The 17564-nt window shown below is 62.0% G+C and carries 16 protein-coding genes; 4 read left to right on the top strand and 12 right to left on the bottom strand.

Annotated features, from left to right (window positions below; genetic code table 11):
- Positions 1–28: 28 nt before the first annotated feature.
- From nagA to IE188_RS06725, 10 genes are all read right to left on the bottom strand, one after another.
- Entirely contained in the window at positions 29–1168 is a 1140-nt protein-coding gene (gene nagA, locus IE188_RS06770) for an N-acetylglucosamine-6-phosphate deacetylase (RefSeq protein WP_191285699.1), read from the bottom strand.
- A complete protein-coding gene (locus IE188_RS06765; RefSeq protein ID WP_191285698.1) occupies positions 1165–2406 on the bottom strand; it encodes a class II D-tagatose-bisphosphate aldolase non-catalytic subunit in 1242 nt (413 codons plus the stop codon). The genes nagA and IE188_RS06765 overlap by 4 nt, the downstream gene beginning before the upstream one ends.
- Positions 2399–3310 carry an ROK family protein gene (locus tag IE188_RS06760; RefSeq protein ID WP_191285697.1) on the bottom strand — a complete coding sequence of 304 codons (912 nt, stop codon included), beginning with the start codon at positions 3308–3310 and terminating at the stop codon, positions 2399–2401. The genes IE188_RS06765 and IE188_RS06760 overlap by 8 nt, the downstream gene beginning before the upstream one ends.
- A complete protein-coding gene (locus IE188_RS06755; protein ID WP_191285696.1) occupies positions 3307–4359 on the bottom strand; it encodes a tagatose-bisphosphate aldolase in 1053 nt (350 codons plus the stop codon). The genes IE188_RS06760 and IE188_RS06755 overlap by 4 nt, the downstream gene beginning before the upstream one ends.
- Complete coding sequence (locus IE188_RS06750) at positions 4356–5360, bottom strand: SIS domain-containing protein (protein WP_229836576.1); 1005 nt, start codon at positions 5358–5360, stop codon at positions 4356–4358. Before IE188_RS06750 ends, IE188_RS06755 begins: the two co-directional genes overlap by 4 nt.
- Positions 5357–6493: a Gfo/Idh/MocA family protein gene (locus IE188_RS06745; RefSeq protein WP_191285695.1), complete on the bottom strand. Its 1137-nt coding sequence runs from the start codon at positions 6491–6493 to the stop codon at positions 5357–5359. The genes IE188_RS06750 and IE188_RS06745 overlap by 4 nt, the downstream gene beginning before the upstream one ends.
- Entirely contained in the window at positions 6490–7590 is a 1101-nt protein-coding gene (locus IE188_RS06740; protein WP_191285694.1) for an ABC transporter ATP-binding protein, read from the bottom strand. The genes IE188_RS06745 and IE188_RS06740 overlap by 4 nt, the downstream gene beginning before the upstream one ends.
- 78 nt (positions 7591–7668) lie before the next feature.
- Positions 7669–8874: an ABC transporter substrate-binding protein gene (locus tag IE188_RS06735; protein ID WP_191285693.1), complete on the bottom strand. Its 1206-nt coding sequence runs from the start codon at positions 8872–8874 to the stop codon at positions 7669–7671.
- Positions 8875–8895: 21 nt separating this feature from the next.
- A complete protein-coding gene (locus IE188_RS06730; RefSeq protein ID WP_191285692.1) occupies positions 8896–9738 on the bottom strand; it encodes a carbohydrate ABC transporter permease in 843 nt (280 codons plus the stop codon).
- 1 nt (position 9739) lies between these two features.
- The gene (locus IE188_RS06725) at positions 9740–10672 is read right to left on the bottom strand and encodes a carbohydrate ABC transporter permease (protein WP_191285691.1); all 933 of its coding nucleotides are present in this window, start codon (positions 10670–10672) and stop codon (positions 9740–9742) included.
- Between the two features lie 221 nt (positions 10673–10893).
- Between IE188_RS06725 and IE188_RS06720 the strand changes: the two genes are divergently transcribed.
- Positions 10894–11649 carry a GntR family transcriptional regulator gene (locus IE188_RS06720; protein WP_191285690.1) on the top strand — a complete coding sequence of 252 codons (756 nt, stop codon included), beginning with the start codon at positions 10894–10896 and terminating at the stop codon, positions 11647–11649.
- Position 11650: 1 nt separating this feature from the next.
- Entirely contained in the window at positions 11651–13429 is a 1779-nt protein-coding gene (locus tag IE188_RS06715; RefSeq protein ID WP_191285689.1) for a beta-N-acetylhexosaminidase, read from the top strand.
- A 28-nt stretch (positions 13430–13457) separates the two neighbouring features.
- Here IE188_RS06715 and IE188_RS06710 read toward each other — a convergent pair whose 3' ends face one another.
- Together IE188_RS06710 and IE188_RS06705 are read right to left on the bottom strand one after the other, a co-directional pair.
- Positions 13458–13721: a hypothetical protein gene (locus tag IE188_RS06710; protein WP_191285688.1), complete on the bottom strand. Its 264-nt coding sequence runs from the start codon at positions 13719–13721 to the stop codon at positions 13458–13460.
- Between the two features lie 66 nt (positions 13722–13787).
- Positions 13788–15620, bottom strand: coding sequence for a Na/Pi cotransporter family protein (locus IE188_RS06705; protein ID WP_229836574.1), 1833 nt, complete (start codon positions 15618–15620; stop codon positions 13788–13790).
- 111 nt (positions 15621–15731) lie between these two features.
- Between IE188_RS06705 and IE188_RS06700 the strand changes: the two genes are divergently transcribed.
- Both IE188_RS06700 and IE188_RS06695 read left to right on the top strand, forming a co-directional pair.
- A complete protein-coding gene (locus IE188_RS06700) occupies positions 15732–16247 on the top strand; it encodes a TRAP transporter small permease subunit (RefSeq protein WP_191285687.1) in 516 nt (171 codons plus the stop codon).
- Entirely contained in the window at positions 16244–17557 is a 1314-nt protein-coding gene (locus tag IE188_RS06695; RefSeq protein ID WP_229836572.1) for a TRAP transporter large permease, read from the top strand. The genes IE188_RS06700 and IE188_RS06695 overlap by 4 nt, the downstream gene beginning before the upstream one ends.
- Positions 17558–17564 lie beyond the last annotated feature (7 nt).

The raw sequence follows: 17564 nt of genomic DNA, 5'->3' as shown, positions 1-17564 counted from the left end.
CACGGGAATGTTTCGCATTCAAACGCGGTCAGCCAGCAGCCGTCACATGCTTCAGATCGCCAAGAACTGCCGCAAGATCGCCGGTCAGATACAGGTCATCATCCAGCAGGATCACATCTTCGACGGGCCGTCCCACAAGCCGCCCGATGTCAGGCTGACCGATGCAATCGGCCGGGACCGAGGTCGCCATCCGCAACGCCTGCGTCAATGACGTGCCGGTGCGATCCACCAACCGCTTGACCCCTTCGGCCTGTGTGACATGCGCGCCGGCCAGACTGCCTTCGGCATTGATCAAGCGGCCCTCTTTCAAAGCAATGTGTTGCCCATAGAGGTTGAAATGTTCCGGCCCCCCGACGGTCGCCATGGCGTCAGACACCAGAAACATGCGGTCTGGCACCGGGCGGGCACGGATGGCGAGCCCCACCATTTCATCCGCCACGTGATGACCGTCGCAGATGATCCCACTGTAATGGGTCGAGTTGATCACCGCCCCCACCGCTCCGGGCGCACGCCCCACCATCGGCGACATGGCGTTGAACAGGTGGGTGGCACAACTTGCCCCGGCCTTGAAGGCGGCCCTCATCACCTCGGCCGTCGCGTCCGTATGACCCAGCGAGACAACCGCGCACATCCTGACAAGTTGGGCAATCTGGTCGGCTGTGGCCGCTTCGGGAGCCAGCGTGATCATCACGGACACACCCGCATCGCGCAAGCGGCCCACGGTGTTGATGGTGCGCGCATCCATCGGGCGCACCAGATCGGGCGAATGCGTGCCGCGTCGTGCCATGGCGATATGCGGGCCTTCGATGTGCAGACCGATGATCCCCGGCTGCCCCTTCGCCGCGATCGTCGCGTCGGCTGCGCTGTCCAGAACTTCGGGCAGGTCGGTGATCACCGTGGGCAGGACCGCGACCGTTCCGAAAGTCCGATGCGCATCCGCGATGATCTGCATCCCCTCGGGCGTCGGGGTCGAGTTCAACTGCACGCCCCCCCCGCCATTGACCTGCAGATCCACGAAGCCGGGGGTCAAGAGGCCGGGCACACGCACGGCATCCTTGCGAGCATCGGACAATTCCACGACCCGGCCATCCCGGATCAGAACAGCCTTTCCGCTGTGCAGGTCGCGGCCATCAAACAGGCGGTCGGGGGTGATCCAAAGCTCCATCATGTCGCCTCATCAAAGAAATACGGATCGAGCGCAAGCTGTATCTGCGCGTCTATCAGTCGCTGTACGTGGTCGCCCGTCAGGTGCTCGGCGCGGGTCAGCACATCTTCACTGAACACCTCGCGCAGCTTTATGTCTGCAATCGGGCCGTCAAACCCGTCGCGCAACGCCGCCACTGCCGCTTGCGCCGCCGGATCGGGCCAATAGTACCGGATGCGGTCGGCCAGCCCGAAATGGCGCTGGTGAGACAGCGCGTCGGCATCCCCGTGATAATGCCCCTGCCAATAGGTGGGGTTATCCGTCATCACCCGCTCCATCACCGCCTGAAGCGCGCCGGGCGATGTGCTAATCTGATCCAGCGCATAAAGCGCCTGACGATAGGCGAAGGTCAATGCGGGGCCGATTTTCTGAAAAGCAAAGCCAAGCTCGGCAAGTCGCGGAAAGACGGCAGGGTGTTGATAGTCGGTCGAATGCGCCTCCAGGCAGACACCCGGCCAGCCGTCCAGTGCGGCCAGAAGGCCCGGATCACGGTCCAGCGGCATGTGATGCACGGCGGTGGGGCTGAATTCGACACCGGGTTGTACGACCAATCCACCGATCATCGACGCCATATCTCCGAACCTGTCGCCATGCGCGGCCAGCGTGGCCTTGGCGGCAGCCGGGTCGGTCGGCGGGATGTCCCCGTCTTCGTCCACGCGCGCGCCACCCGGTGGGGGTACTTCGGTGCCGACCACGAACAACAGCCCGGTGGTGTCGCCGTCGCACGCCGAAACACAGACCCGCGCGAGGTCGGCGGAACGGGCGGCGGTCTCTGCGTCGCCCAACTGCGCGGCCTCGCCCGCACACCCTTCCGAACAATCCAGATGGATCTTGCGAAACCCGGCTTTGACGTAGTCACGCACCAGGGCGCGCGCTTTCTCCATCGCGGCATCGGCGGGCAATGACCGCCACGCTTGCGGGCCAAGGTGGTCGCCGCCGAAGATGATGCGGTCGCGGTCCACACCGGCCTTGTCGGCAATCTCGTGCACATACCCGATGAACCCATCCGGAGTGATCCCGGTATAGCCACCATCCTGATTGACCTGATTGCTCGTCGCCTCGATCAACAAGGGGCGATCAAGGGTCTGCGCCCGCATCAGCGAGGCGCGCAGCACATCGGGTTGCGCCGAACACACGGACGGGATGGCGGCCCGCCTGCCCGCCCTGTTGCGGGCAATGATGTCACGCAGCGCGTCAGCCATCTTGCGACCCCTCCGCCTGCCATGCGGCATAGGCCGCCCCGCGGGCACCGCTGGTGTCGCCACCCTGCGCCAGAACCAGTTTCGCGGTGCCGAAATCACCGATCTGTGTCCGCGCGGCGGCGGCGGTCAGGTCATCGACCACACCGTCAATCTGGCTCAGCCCGCCGCCCAGAACGATCAGATCGGGATCGACCATCATGGTCAGCGTGTGCAGAAGTTCGGCGGCCATTTCGCACCAGACCGTCCAGACCTGCGCCATGTCGCCTGTGCGGCGTGCGGCGATCTGGGGCGGGTCGATGTCTTCGCCGGTCAGGGCCTTGGCCAGTCGGCTCATCCCCGGACCGGCAATGTATGTCTCGGTGCAGCCGGGGCGACCGCACCCACAGGTCACGATCGGCAGGTTGTATTTGGCAACAAGATGCGCGGGCGCAGCGGTGTGGCCGAACTCGCCCCCGGTCATGGTCGGGCCTTGCAGGATGGTGCCGTCCACGGCGATGCCGCCCCCGATGCCGGTGCCAAGGATCAGGGCCACGACCGTGCGCCGCCCCTGCCCGACGCCGAACACCGCCTCGGACAGGGCCATGGCGCGGCAGTCGTTGACATAGGTGATTGGGCGTCCGATCGCGGCCTCGATGTCACGCTGAAACGGCTTGCCAGATGCGGGAAGGTTTGCGGTCAGCGCAAGACCGGTCACAGGGTGCAAAAGCCCGGCAGCCCCCACGCCGACGGGAACGTACCGGCCCGCAATCTCATCCGCCCAACGGATCTGCTCGGCAATGGACGTGACCAGATCACCATAATCAGAGGGCGTCGGCACCCGATGGCGATGGGCCACCGCCCAGTCATCGCCGAACAGCTGCACCTCGATCTTGGTGCCGCCCAGATCAATGCCGGTCGCGATCATGACGCCACCGGATAGAGCTTCACGCCCGACACCACGCGGCTGAGCGTCCCCTGACCCGAAAACGGATCATCCACGTTCAACCCCAGCGCGCCCGCCCATTCCACGCCCGTCACCTGCGCCAGTGCGACGCATAGCGGCGCCGCCCAGGTGGGGCCGAAGGGCATGGGAATGTCGATATCCCCACCCGGACCGACCGCCATCACCCGCGCCTGCGGGAACTGCGCGCGCAGCTCGGCCACCAGATCGGAATCATAGTCGCGCGTGGGGGCATCGGGGCTGGTGAACACCGTGATCGCGGTGTCGTCACTCACAAAGGATTTCGGGCCGTGGCGGAAGCCCAATGTGCTGTCCCACAGCGCCGGGATTTGTCCGGCGGACAGTTCCATCACCTTCAACGCCGCCTCGCGGGCGGCAAAGGCCAAAGGGCCAGCGCCAACATAGACAGCCCGTTCAGGGCGCGGCATCCCGCGAAACTGCGGCAGAAGGGTGGATAAATGCCCCGCCAGCGCGTCCAGCCGCGACGGTACATTGCATGGCGCGTCAAACAGGGCCAGCGCGGTCAACAGCATGGTTGAAAAGCTGCTGGTCATCGCAAAGCCCGCGTCATGCGTGGCCTCGGGCAACACGATCACTTTCATCGGCCCTTGCGCGCCGCGCGTCGCCAGCGCGCCATCCTTGTTGCAGGTGATATGCAGCCGCGGCGCATCCGGCGCCAGCGCGTCCAACGCATCCAGCGTGCCGATGCTTTCGGTGCTGTTGCCCGACCGACCAAAGCTGACCACCAAGGGCTTCACGCCGTTCAGGAACGCCTTTGGCGCAGCCACAAGATCGGTGCTGGGCACGGCCCGCAGCCCCGGCACACCTGCCGCGATGATGTCACCGATATAGGCCGAAGTGCCAGCCCCGCAGAACCAGACCTCGTCATGGTCGACGCTTTTGATCCAGGCGCGCAGCCCGTCCACGTCCAGCGCCTTGCCCCAAGCCGACCAGATGGCAGGTTGGCGATGGATCTCGGCCCATGTGGCCCAATTGTCCAGAGCAGTCGTCATGTCGTTTGCGTCACTTTCGAAAGGGTTTCGGGGGTGTCAGGATCCAGACCCAGCGCCAGCGCGGTGTTCAGGATCACCGGATACATCACCGCCAGCAGAACCGCTGCCGCCGCAGCAGGCGTCAGGTCCGATACGCCAATATCTGCCGGCGAGATGCGATGCACATCGCAGCCAACCGCGCGGAACCGGGCCTCGGCCTTGTCCAGGCTCTCCTGAATGTGATCTGATCCCGTATCGAGGATCAGCACCATCAGCGGATTGGTCGCCAGTTGGAGCGGGCCATGCAGCACCTCGGAGGCAGAATAGTCCTCGGCATGCAGCGCGCAGCATTCCTTGAGCTTCAACGCCACCTCGATTGCCGCACCGTGGCCCGTGTCGCGTCCGATCACATAGACATTGCGCGCCCGCAAAAGGGCCGCTTGCAAGGCTTTGGCGCGGGGATGATGGGTCGTGATCCCCCTGAGTGCCTCTGCCGAGGCCTCGGCGCGCAGTTTATACTCAGGTTTGATCCCGCCCAGCAGCGCCATCCCGGCGGCAACCGACCCGATCACCGTTTTGGTGGCGGGCACCGCCAGTTCCGGTCCTGCCCCGATGGGCACAGTGGTTTCCGATGCGGCTTCGACCGGGCTGTCCGGCTGGTTGGTGATTGCCACCACGTCGGCCCCATTGCTGCGCGCACCTTTGGCGGCCCGGACAAGATCGTCGCTGGCCCCCGATTGGCTGATCACCAGCGCGCCCGCGCCGTCCATGTTGACCCCCGCTCCCAGTGAAAACACCGACGGCGGCAGAGAGGTGACAGGCACAGACAGCTCGCGCATGAGCTCGTAGGACAGGATATTGGCCGCCGCATCCGACGATCCGCGCGCGATGGTGTATATCGCCTTCGCATCCGCCAGCCTGCCTGCATCCACCGTTTGCGTGGCGGCTTGGCAGAACACCTTCAGCGCCTCGGCGCTTTCGCTGGCCATCAGATGGCCGTGGGTTTTCGTCTCAATGCTCATGCGCGTAGTCCATAGCTGTCAAATTCTTCCCAAGTGCCGCGCAGGTCGACCACGCCGCCATTGATCCGGGCCTCGTCCAGCGCCATGGCGACCAGTCCGGCCTCAAGCGCATCGACCACGCCGACGGGCAGGCTGTCAGTCTTGCCGCGCAGAAAATCGGCAATATCCGCGACCATCATGTGATCCGCCCCGTAATGCGCCGAGGCATGTTTCTGTTCCATCGTCGTATAGTCATGGTCGGCAATCACCGACCCATCGCGCGCCGTGGCCTTCAGATAGCCACGCACAAAGTCACCTTCGGCCATCCCCAAGGCCCCGAAGATGCAGAACCGCCGGTGATCGTCGGGCGCGTTCAGATTGGTGTGAAATGCCATCGACGCCCCGCTTTCATAGCGCAGGATCGCGGTCTGAAAGTCGATGATATCGCCATCCGAGTTGTAGGGGTCCGGGGCGCTTTTCCATACGCTTGACTTGCGCTGCGCGATCTCGGTCTCGGTGTTGGTGGTGGGGGCGAACTCCGGCAGAAAGGATTTCTTGCCGCCAAAGCTCGCCACCTGCATGGGCCGTGAGCGTGTGACCATGTTGTAGATATCCAGATCGTGGCAGCATTTTTCCAGCATGAAGCCACCGGACAGCGCGCTTTTACGCCGCCAGTCGCGCATGAAGAACGCACCGTGATAGGGCGGGATATGTTCGTTCGCTTCCAGCGAGGCGATGGGGCCAAGCCGGTCCAGCACCGCGCGCAGATCGACCATGTGCTGCGAATAGCGCAACACCAGCCCCACCATCACCTGATCGGTACCATGTTCGGCCAGTAGCCGGGCCAGTTCGAACGTGTCCGCGCGCGTCGTCACCACCGGCTTCTCGGTGAATATCCGCACCCCAGCTTCCAGCCCCAGCCTGATATGTTCAAGGTGATAGACATTGGGCGAGCCGACGAAGAACAGGTCCGGCTGCGTGTCCGAAAGCATCAAAGCCACATCGTCAAACCGCGGAACGTCCGTGCCGATCATCTCCAGATGCGACGGCTGCGGGTCGTAATACCCAACGAACTCCACCTCGGGCATCGCCTCTTTCAGGATCGACAGGACATAGCCTGCACGCAGACCAATTCCGGCAGTGACGACTTTCATGCCACCATCTCCGGTGCGGCCTGACGGCGCAACACGTCGCCATTGGCATCAAAGACATGGCAGTTCTCCGGCGCCACACTCAGCGTCAGGTTGCGCCCCTCTTCGATCGGCGCGTCGCCGGGCAATGCGGCGCAGAAGCGTGTGCCGTTGCCAATGGTGCCATAGGTGATCGAGGTGCCGCCCAGACGCTCCAGCACGTTGACCGAGATATCCAGACCGCTATCGCCCATACTGACATGCTCGGGGCGAATGCCGACCTCGACCTTGTCGCCCTTGTTCACTGTGGTTGACGCGACGGGCAATGCCATGCGGTGGCCACCATCAAGTTCAACCATGACGCCGGAGCCGTCCACACCTGCCACGCGGGCCGGGATCAGGTTCATGTTGGGCTGGCCGATGAACGAGGCCACGAATTTCGTTGCCGGGTGGTGATACAGCTCCATCGGGCTGCCGAATTGCTCGACGCGGCCCGCATTCAGGACAACGATCCGGTCGGCCATGGTCATCGCCTCGACCTGATCGTGGGTCACATAGACCATGGTGGCGTCCAGATTGCGGTGCAGCTGGCTGAGTTCCACGCGCATGTCACCACGCAGGGCGGCATCGAGGTTCGACAGCGGCTCGTCAAACAGGAATACCTTGGGATTGCGCACAATCGACCGCCCGATGGCGACCCGCTGGCGTTGACCACCCGACAACTGCCCCGGTTTCAGATGCAGCTTGTCGGTCAGTTGCAGAATACCTGCGGCTTTCTGCACGCGGCTGTCCAGCTCGGCGGAGTCCATCTTCTGCACGCGCAGGGGAAAGGCGATGTTCTCGTAAACGCTCAGATGCGGATACAGCGCATAGGACTGGAACACCATCGAGATACCGCGATCCACCGGGTTGGCGGTGCTGACATCCGTGCCGCCGATGACGATCTGTCCCGATGTCGCTTCCTCGAGCCCGGCGATGATGCGCAGCAAGGTGGATTTACCGCAGCCCGACGGGCCGACGAACACCACGAACTCCTTGTCCTTGATCGCAAGGCTGATGTCGTGCAGCACCTTCGCCGCGCCGAAGGATTTGTTGATCGCGTTCAGGTCAAGCGTAGCCATGGTCAAACCGTCCTTTTTCTAAAGATCCGAAGGCGGCCTGGGCGACGTTGGACGCCGCCCAAACCAGCGGGGATGAGATCAAAGCGCCTCGTCCAACTCTTCCCCCGCGATGGTCACCAGGTTGTCCACGGTGTCATCCTTCAGGATGATCCCCTGCACCATGTTGGTGAACACCGATTGCAGCGATTTGAAGTCTTCAACCAGCGGCTCGGGGCCACCTGTCGAAATCGTTGCGGTGAAATTCGGCCAGATGCCGCTTTCATAATACAGATCGGTCCTGCCCAGCGCGGCATAATCAAGGATCGGCGTCAGACCCCAACTGCTGTCCAGATCATACTGGCTGTCGCCCGAGGTGATCATCTGCGCCAGTTCATGCGCCAGATCCTCGTGGCCCGTGCCCTTGAACACGACGATGCTGTCCGTGATCAGGATCGTGCCGCTTTCCCCCGACGGGCCGGCCGGCACCGGGGCCACCAACTGGTTGATGTCTTCGTTATGTTGGCCATAACCCCACGGGCCTTGCACATACATGGCGATCTTGCCGTCATTGAACAGGTCGCGCAGCTGGTCCCGCTCCCACGCGGTCGGGCCTTCCTGGGCGACATCGACCAGCTTGCCGTAAAATTCCAGCGTTTCGCGGGTCTCCTTGCTGTCCAGCTTGTTCTCGCCAGTGGCCGGGTCGATCACAACGCCGCCATTGGAATAGAGGTAGTTCAGGAACTGGTGCATCGTGTTGTCGAAATCCTTACCGGCCAGACCGACGCCCGCCACGTCGGTGTTGTCAACAACCCCTTTGGCCATGGCATACATCTCGTCCCAGGTTTTGGGCGCGACGCATTCCTGACCACTTTCTTCGATGATGCCGCAATTGATATACAGCGCCTTGGTCGAGAACGCGTGCGGATAGCCCCAGGCCTGCCCTTCGATGGTGACGGTGTTCAACACACCTTCCTGATACGGGGCGTCTGCAGGGATTTGCGCCGGTACGATCAGGTCGTTATTGGCCATCTGGCGCAGTGTGCGCGAGCCCATATAGGCGATCGACGGCGGATCACCGGCTGCCGCCAACGTCAGCGACTTGTCCTGGCAGGTGCCCCACGGCACGGCCTCCAGATTGACGGTAACGCCTTCGTGCTTGGCGATAAACTCATCCACGGTTTTTTGATCCGCTTCGCGCACTTCGCCGCCGCACATGATGAAGTGCAGTTCGGTCGTATCAGCCGTGGCGGTCAGCGCCGAGCCGGTCAGCAAGAGCGCCGCCAGTGACAGTTTGGTTCCATTCATTTTATCTCTCCCTTGGTTGGATCATTCCTTGACCGCACCGGCCGTCAGGCCCGCGACAAGGTATTTTTGCAGGAACAGGAAGATGACCATGACCGGCAGAACCCCCACCAGGGCCGCGGCCATCATCTCGTTCCAGGTCACCGACTGATAGCCGATGAATTCGTAAAGACCGGCGGGCAGCGGTTGCAGCTCGCGGGTCTGGTTGAAGGTGATGGCGAACAGGAATTGCTGCGCATAGGCGCCGATGAACACGGCGACACCGACCACGATCAGGCCCGGCACCGCCAGGGGCAGCACCACGCGGCGCAGGGTGTACAGGCGCGACGCCCCGTCAACAAAGGCTGCTTCCTCAAGCTCGCGCGGGATCTTTTCAAGATAGGACCGCAGCAGCCAGATGCCGGTGGGGATCAGGAAGGCCACGCCCGGCACGATCATCGCCCAATAGGTGTTCAAAAGCCCCATGGTCCGCAACACGCGATAAAGCGGGATCAGAAGCACCGCACCGGTGAACATGTTGACACCCAGAAAGAGGCCCAAGGACAGGTTTTTGAATGGAAACTGCAACCGCGCATAGGCATAGGCGGCGGGCACCACGAAGATCATCGTCAGCCCCGTCACCATGAACGAGATATAGATCGAGTTGAAGATGTAGCGGCCCAAGAGCGGCACCGTAACCCACATCTGCTTGTAGGCATCGAAACTGAAATCGTCTGACCAGAACTGATAGGGGCTGCGGAACAGGTGTTCGAGCGGGCGCAGCGACGCCATGAACATCTCGAAAAACGGCAGCAGGATGAAGGTCAGGAAAACGGCGATACAGACATAGATACCGACCATCTGCAGCTTGGTGTAGCGGTCCATCATCTTACTTCACTCCGTATTTCTTGTTCACCTTGTTCAGGAAGAACAGATAGGCGAGTGAGAACAGACCAAGCAGCAGCACGATGATCACGGCACGCGCAGAGCCTTCTCCGAACTTGTAATTGCCGATGGCGGTCTTGTAGGTATCCACGATCAGCGTGGTGGTCGCGCCGCGCGGGCCGCCTTCGGTCAGGATCCATATGATCTCGAAACTGTTGAAGGTGAAAATGGCGGACAGAAGCGACATCGACACGATCACCGGCATGATCTGCGGGATTGTGATGCGGCGGAACCGATACCAGCGCCCTGCCCCGTCGACCCAGGCGGCCTCGTACAAGTCGCGGCTGACACCCTGCATCGCGGCCAGAAAGAACAGTGTGACCATTGGCACCCCGACCCAGACATCGGTGACGATGGCGGAATAGAAGGCCGATTGCTTGTGGGCCAGAAATTCGAACGGCGCATCGGTGATGCCAAGGTGCATCATGACACCGGACAGCACGCCGAAATAGCCGTTATAAAGCCACAGCCAGCCGATACAGCCGATAGCGATGGGAATGACCCAGGGCGGCATGACCAGCACCCGAAACAGCGCCCGCCCCGGAATGGCGGCGTTCAGAAGCGTCGCACCGATCAGGCCCAGCACCAGCTTCAGCGCAACCGACAGGAACATCCAGTAGAAGGTGCGCACGATGGTCTGGTGAAACTTCCGGCTCTCAACCAGCTCTTCGTAATTTGCAAGGCCGACGAATGTCTCGCCCCCCAGCCCGGCCTCCATGAAGGACAGGCGGATGGTTTCGGCCAGGGGCCAGGCGACGATGACAGCGATGAAGATCATGGCGGGTCCGACCAGAAGCCAGGCGAACACGCTTTCAGGCAAGGCTTTGCGTACGCCCTTTGCCGTTGACGACTCTTCTGCGTGCATCACGTCTGCCATCTATGTCCCCCCATGGCGCCCCGGCGAATCGAGGCGTGTACCAATTCATACCATTATAGGCTTATTTTGACTACCATTATAATACCAATAAATGCACCTCTGTGAATATACTGGCCATTTCAGTGCGTTAACTACCAGATAAGTAGCTGCATCGAACTAATGTCTTGCCAAGCGAGTTTCTTTGGTATTATTTTTTGATACCAAACAGGATCGGACACAAGATGCAGACGCAGACTGAATGGCTTTCACCGAAGGCATGGTATCAGCAGGGGCGCGGGCCGCGTTACCTGCAACTGCACCGCCATATCAGGGCGACGATCCAGTCGGGCGATCTTGGCCCGGACGATCAGCTTCCGCCCGAACGCGACCTGGCCGAGGCCGCCGATGTCAGCCGCGTCACCGTGCGCAAGGCCATCGCAAAACTGGTCGAGGACGGGTTGATCGAACAGCGTCAGGGGGCCGGGTCATTCGTGCGCGCCGCCGCACCCAAGCTGGAACAATCCCTGTCCTCGCTCGTGTCCTTCACCGAGAATATGCAGGCGCGTGGCATGACCTCGACCAGTGAAACACTGTTGCTGGGTCTGTTTCGCCCCACCAGCGAAGAGATGATGTCGCTGGGCCTGTCCGCCAATGATCGCGTGGCGCGGATCGAACGATTGCGCAGCGCCAGCGGCACACCGATGGCGCTGGAACGCTCGTCCTTGCCCGGTGTTATTCTGCCCCACCCCGAACAGATCGACGTCTCGCTTTATGCGCTTCTGCGCAAGACGGGTCAGGCCCCCACCCGCGCCATTCAGCGGGTCACCGCAACCAACCTGACCGCCGCGGACGCCCAGATGTTCAACCTGCCCGAAGGCGCGGCGGTGTTGAAGATCGAGCGCACCGGATATCTGAGCACCGGCCGCCCGATCGAGTTCACGAGCGGCCTCTATCGCTCTGATATCTATGACTTCGTGTCAGAACTGAGGCTGGACTGAGATGGACTATACCTGCCGCCTCGACGGTGCGAAAATGATCTGTACCATCACCTCGGATCGGGACCTTGCAGCCCCGGTTTTCTGCTTTTCCGGCATGGCGCCGATGACGGCCACGAAAGGCGGTGAACGGCTGCGCGGGATGGGGAGTTTCACCGAAGTGGCCCTGCCCGACCTGAAAGCAGGCCACCCGCACGAGGTGGTGGTGGAATACACCGACGGCCACCGCGCGGCCAACCGGGCGTGGTTGCCGCTTGGCCCCTATCTGCGCATTCGTGGCGAGGTAATTGCCCTGCCATACCGACCCAAAGGCTGCGTGCCGCCCGCCCTGCCCGACCTTGGCCCCTTTGACGGTCTGCCCCTTGTGCCGCAACCGGTAAATTGGACGCCCAGCGATGGCACGGTTGCGGTGACCGGGGTGCAGTGTGGTGACGACGCCCTGACAGCCGTTGCCGATCTGGCCGCCCGGCGAGGGTGGCGGTTTGATGGCGGTTTCCCCGTCAGGATCACGACCGCCGATATGGCCGCAGATGCCTATCGGTTGGAGATCACACCAAAATCCATTCACATCACGGCGGGTGACTACGGCGGGCGGTTTTATGCAGGGGTCACTCTTCTGACGCTGATGCGGGCCGGGCCGCTGCCCTGTGGCGTGATCACCGACGCCCCGCGATTTGGCTGGCGCGGGCAGCATCTGGACACCGCACGCCATTATTACCAACCGCAGACCATTCTGGATCTTCTGGACCTGATGGCGCTGTTGAAACTGAACCGCTTCCACTGGCATTTCGCGGATGACGAGGCGTTCCGGCTGGAAATCGACAGCTTCCCCGCGCTTTGGCAGAAGACGGCGTTCTGCGGCGAAGGTCATCTGCTGCCCGCCCTGTTCGCGGGCGCTATCGAGGCGGGCGGCAGTTATTCCAAGGCGACGGCCCGCCAGATCATCGCCCGTGCTGCGACCCTGAACATCGAAGTGCTGCCGGAAATCGAAGCCCCGGCCCACGCGCTTGCCATGACCCATGTGTTCCCCGACATGCGCGACCCGGCCGATAACGGTCCCGAGACCTCGGTGCAGGGGTACCAGGGCAATTGCGTGAACCCGGCAATGCCCAGAACATGGGACGTCCTTGACGCCATTGCGAAAGAGGTCGGCGACCTGTTTCCCTTCGGCCTCTTGCATCTGGGCTGTGACGAATTGCCCAAGGACACATGGATGGGTTCGCCCAAGGCGCGTGCCTTGATGAAGGAACAGGGCTTGGAGACAACGCAAGATCTGCAAGGTTGGACCATCGCAAAACTCGCTGAAACGGTCGTTCAGAATGGCCAGCGCCCCGCCGCCTGGGAAGAGGCCGCGCAAGGGGCCAACGGCGGTATCGGACATGACGCCATCCTGTTCAGCTGGACCGGACAAGGGCCGGGGCTGGAGGCTGCCCGCGCGGGTTATGACGTGGTGATGTCGCCCGCCCAGCATGTCTATCTGGACATGGCGCACAGCGCCGATCCCGACGACTGGGGCGCAAGCTGGGCGGCGTTTATATCGCTCGCCGACACGATCAACTGGGATCCGGTTCCCGACCCTGCACTGGCTGACAGGATCATCGGGGTGCAAGGCACCTTCTGGTCCGAGTTCACGACCGAAGACAGCCAGCTCTGGCCGATGCTGATGCCCCGGATGTTGGGTGTGGCCGTCAAGGCATGGCAGGTGGATCCGATCAGCGCCGACGACCTGACGCGCCTTGCGGTCAGCTATCAACGCATATGGCCGGTCGACCGGGCCGGGTGATACATGGCTGCTTTGCCCACCTGACAGATCAATCCGGTTCGGATCCCGCGATCTGCTCTCGCAGCCAGCGGGCGCGGTCCAGTTGTTCGTTCACAAGGTCAATCTTCTGCTGCAACCGCTGTTTTTTGGGTTCTTTCGTGGTCTCTTCAAGATCGGATCGAAGCGCGGCAGCTTTGGACTCCAGCTTCTGCATGATCTTCTCGACATGGGTCGGCTTGATCTTCTGCGCTTTCCCCTGTTCCAGACGCGCGAAATAGCTGTCCAGTTTTTCGGTCGTGCTTTCAAGTCCCATCATGGTCTCCTTTTCGGTGTCGGGCCGTTCAGGCCCCCGGGGCGACGACAGCATGGGCGGCTGCCCTTATCGGGTGCCCCCCTTTTCCTTGTCACGAAGCGCCTCCATGACGATGGCCATCAACTCGTCATCATCCAGCGCCAGAATGCGTTCGACTTCGGCCATTGCGTCCTCTTGTGCGATGTAATACGCCCGCGCAGCCCCAAGCAGATCGCGCATCGCGGAATAGGCATAGCTGGAATCGTTCAGAAACGACGTTGCAACCGCGGCATCCAGTTCGCGCTGGCGGATCAGGGCCTCGATCCGCGTGTTTGCCTCGCGTTCATCTGTTTCCACCTGCATGCGTTCCTGATCCAGCCACAGGCTGGAACGGTCATCGGGGTCGGCCATGTCAAGGTTGCGGATTTCGACCAGAATGCGCGCGATCTCGATGCGCAACTGGTCATAGATATCGGTGACGGCCCCCTGCCGACGCGTGGTATAGCGGGTGACGTTGCGCCGCAAATGCTTGACCGCCTTCACTGCGCGCACGATCCGCCCGGCCACGTCACGCAACGTGTAAATGTCGTCCATCACATCGGCGGGCATATCCTTGGCCCCGATCCGCGTGGCAAATTCGACGATGGCGGAATAGAGCGTCTTGATCCGCACCTCGTAGCGTTCGTCGATGTCAAATTCGAACGGTTTCCGGCTGGCCCGGACGGTCGCGGCAATGTCGGTTGACGAAAACACCGCGTCCCGGTGCAGGTTCAGCCCGTGCAGGATCAGCTCGACCGCGTTGTCATAAAGGTGTTTGACCTCGTGCCGCATGGCCACGGCGATGGTCTGCGGAAACTCGTCGACCGCTTCGGTCAGGTATTTCGGCTGGCTCAGATCTTCGACCGGGGACGGGATGGTCTGTTCCAGAAAGCCGATCAGACGGGGCAGAAGCGGCAGCATCAGCACCACTCCGAGCGTGTTGAAGATGGTGTGAAACACGGCGAGCTTCAGGGCGTAATCCGTGCCCGGGATCCCGACACCGGCGGCAACCAGATCGACGCCATCACGGATCGGCGCAAGGAAAACCAGCGCAACACCGGCGGTCACCAGGTTGAAGATCAGATGCGCCAGCGCCAGCCGCTTGCCCTGATAATTGGACGTCATCGCCCCGATGATCGCGGTGATCGTGGTGCCGATATTCGCCCCGATCGCCAGCGCCAGTGCGTTTTCATAGGATATCTGCCCAGCCGCCAGCGCGGTGATGATCAGGGTCATCGTGGCATGGCTGGATTGCATGACCACCGTGGCCGCCGCCCCGACAAGCGTATAGACCACAAGCCCGGCCAGCCCGGTCATCGCGAACCGGGTCAGATCGAACTGGCCCTTGAAGGCGTCGAACCCCTCTTTCATGTGGTGGATGCCCAGAAACAGAAAACCCAGCCCGGCCAGAACCAAACCCGCCCCGCGCAGGTATTTGTTCTTTTGAAACACCAGCACGATGGCCACCGCCAGCATCGGCAGCGCGAAAGAGGCGATGTTGACCTTCAACCCGAACCCCGCCACCAGCCACGCCCCCGTGGTGGTGCCGATATTGGCGCCAAAGATGATCCCGACCCCCGCCATCAGCGTGATCAGCCCTGCCGAGAGGAAGGATATGGTGATCACCGACACCAGCGAACTGGACTGCATGATTGTGGTCGACAGGATCCCGAATCCCATAGACCGGGGGACCGAGGCCGTGGCTTTTTCCAACAGGCTTTCAAGGAACCCGCCACTGAACAGCTTGAACCCGTCTTCCAGCATCAGCATGCCAAACAGGAATATGGCGACGCCGGCCGCGATTTCCTGAAAATCACGGCTGAGCCAGAAGCCAAGGCCAAGCGCCAGAAGGATCACCGGCAACAGAAGTTTCTTCATCATGGCGGCATGATCGCGCGCCCGCGTGGCCTCTGCCTTGTCGCAGGTCAATTCACTGAAACATTGCGCCCGGGGGAAATTTATCGTTCCCTGTGGCCCAATTGGGGGCGCGCATTGGAACGACTGAAATCAGCCACGATGAAGATACTGGCGGTTGCGCTGATCGCGATGATGTGCGCGATCGTGGTGCAGGTCGTGTGCAGCGCGTTCGACATCAATCCTATCCTGAGCATCACATCGCCTCTGCCCCTGTTGGGCAAGGCCGTCACGTTGAACTCGCTGCTTGATCTGCAATGGCATCTTCTGGTCATCACCGGCTTGATTCCGGCCGGGATAGTCTGGCTGGCAAACAAACATGTGCGGGTGGATTTCCTGTATCAAAACCGAAGCGACCGGACGCGCGCGCGCATTGATCTTCTGGGCAACTTGCTGTTCGCGGCTCCGTTCTTTGCCTTGGGGCTGCCCGCGGCGTGGTCTTTCATGATGCGCGCCTGGTCCTCGGACGAAGGCGGACGCAATGGCGGGTTGAACGACCTGTGGCTGATCAAGGCGGTGCTGCCGCTGGGGCTGGCGCTGCTGGCCGTCGCGATCCTGATCGAGACCCTCCGCCTGATCCGGGCCAGCCGATGAGCGACAGTTTGCTGCCCCTCGCGATGGCGGGACTGACCCTGACCGCGATTTTCGCCGGCTATCGCGTGGGTATGGTGCTGGCGGGGTCCGCGGCGCTGTTTATCCTGATCTCGGACCTGCCGATTGCCTATTTCAACCTGCTGATCAGCCGCATCTACGCCAATGTCCTGTCCAACTGGCTGTTGGTCGCGGTGCCGATGTTCATCTTCATGGGGCTGATCTTGGAAATCTCGGGCGCGGCAGAACGGTCCTTAAAAGCCGCCCAACGCGCCCTGGGCGGCAGTGCGGCGGGGATGGGGTTTTCGGTTCTGGTGATCGGGGTCTTGCTGGCGGCCTCCTCGGGCATCGTCGGCGCGTCGGTCGTACTGCTGGCCCTGCTGGCCCTGCCCCGGTTGGAAGAGGTCGGCTATGACAAGCAAACCTCGGCAGGGCTGGTCGCGGCATCCGGCACGCTGGCCATCCTGATCCCGCCCTCGGTCATGCTGATCGTCTTGGGCGATCAGTTGCAAACCCCGGTTCCCGACATGTTTGCGGGCGCCATCGGGCCGGGGCTTTTGCTGGTGCTGGCTTATGGCGCCTTCATCATCTGGCGCGCGCGCGGGTTGCCCGCGCAACCCCGCCACGACCGCATCTCACTGCCACGCCTGATCTTCGACCTCGCCCCGCTGTTGGCGCTGGTCATCTCGGTCCTTGGCTCGATCATTGCCGGGCTCGCCACCCCAACCGAAGCCAGCGGCCTTGGCGCGTTCGGCGCTGTTCTGATCACCCTGCTCTATCGCAGATTCAGCTTTGCCATGTTGATGGAGGCCGCCACCCGCACCGTCACCACCACATCGGTCGTGTTGTTCGTGATGATCGGCGCCACCTGCTTTTCCGCCGTCTTCAAAGGCGTCGGCGGCGATGATCTGGTCGAGGCCGGCATCACCGCCTTCGGCACCGGCCCCTATACGGTGCTGGCCGTGGTCATGGGCGCGATATTCATTCTGGGCTTCGTGCTGGACTGGCTGGAAATTACGCTTATCCTCATGCCCATCTTTGCGCCCATCGTGGCGGGATTGGATTTCGGCAATGGGCTGACGGGTGACACTCTTCTGATCTGGTTCGGCATTCTTGTGGCCGTGAACCTGCAAACCTCGTTCCTGACCCCGCCCTTCGGCTTTTCGCTGTTCTATCTGCGTGGTGCGGCGGGCAACAGCCTGACGACACCGCAAATCTATCGCGGCGTGTTGCCCTTCATCGCGCTTCAGGTGCTGGTGCTTGTGCTCTTGATCCTGTTTCCCGGTTTGATCACCGGGCTTACGTCATCTTAATGGGAGG

It is taken from the genome of Aliiroseovarius zhejiangensis (genome assembly GCF_014656375.1).
In the GTDB taxonomy this organism is placed as follows: domain Bacteria; phylum Pseudomonadota; class Alphaproteobacteria; order Rhodobacterales; family Rhodobacteraceae; genus Aliiroseovarius; species Aliiroseovarius zhejiangensis.
The sequence above is the reverse complement of the archived record's forward strand: the minus strand, read 5'-3'. Positions and strand labels throughout refer to the sequence as shown.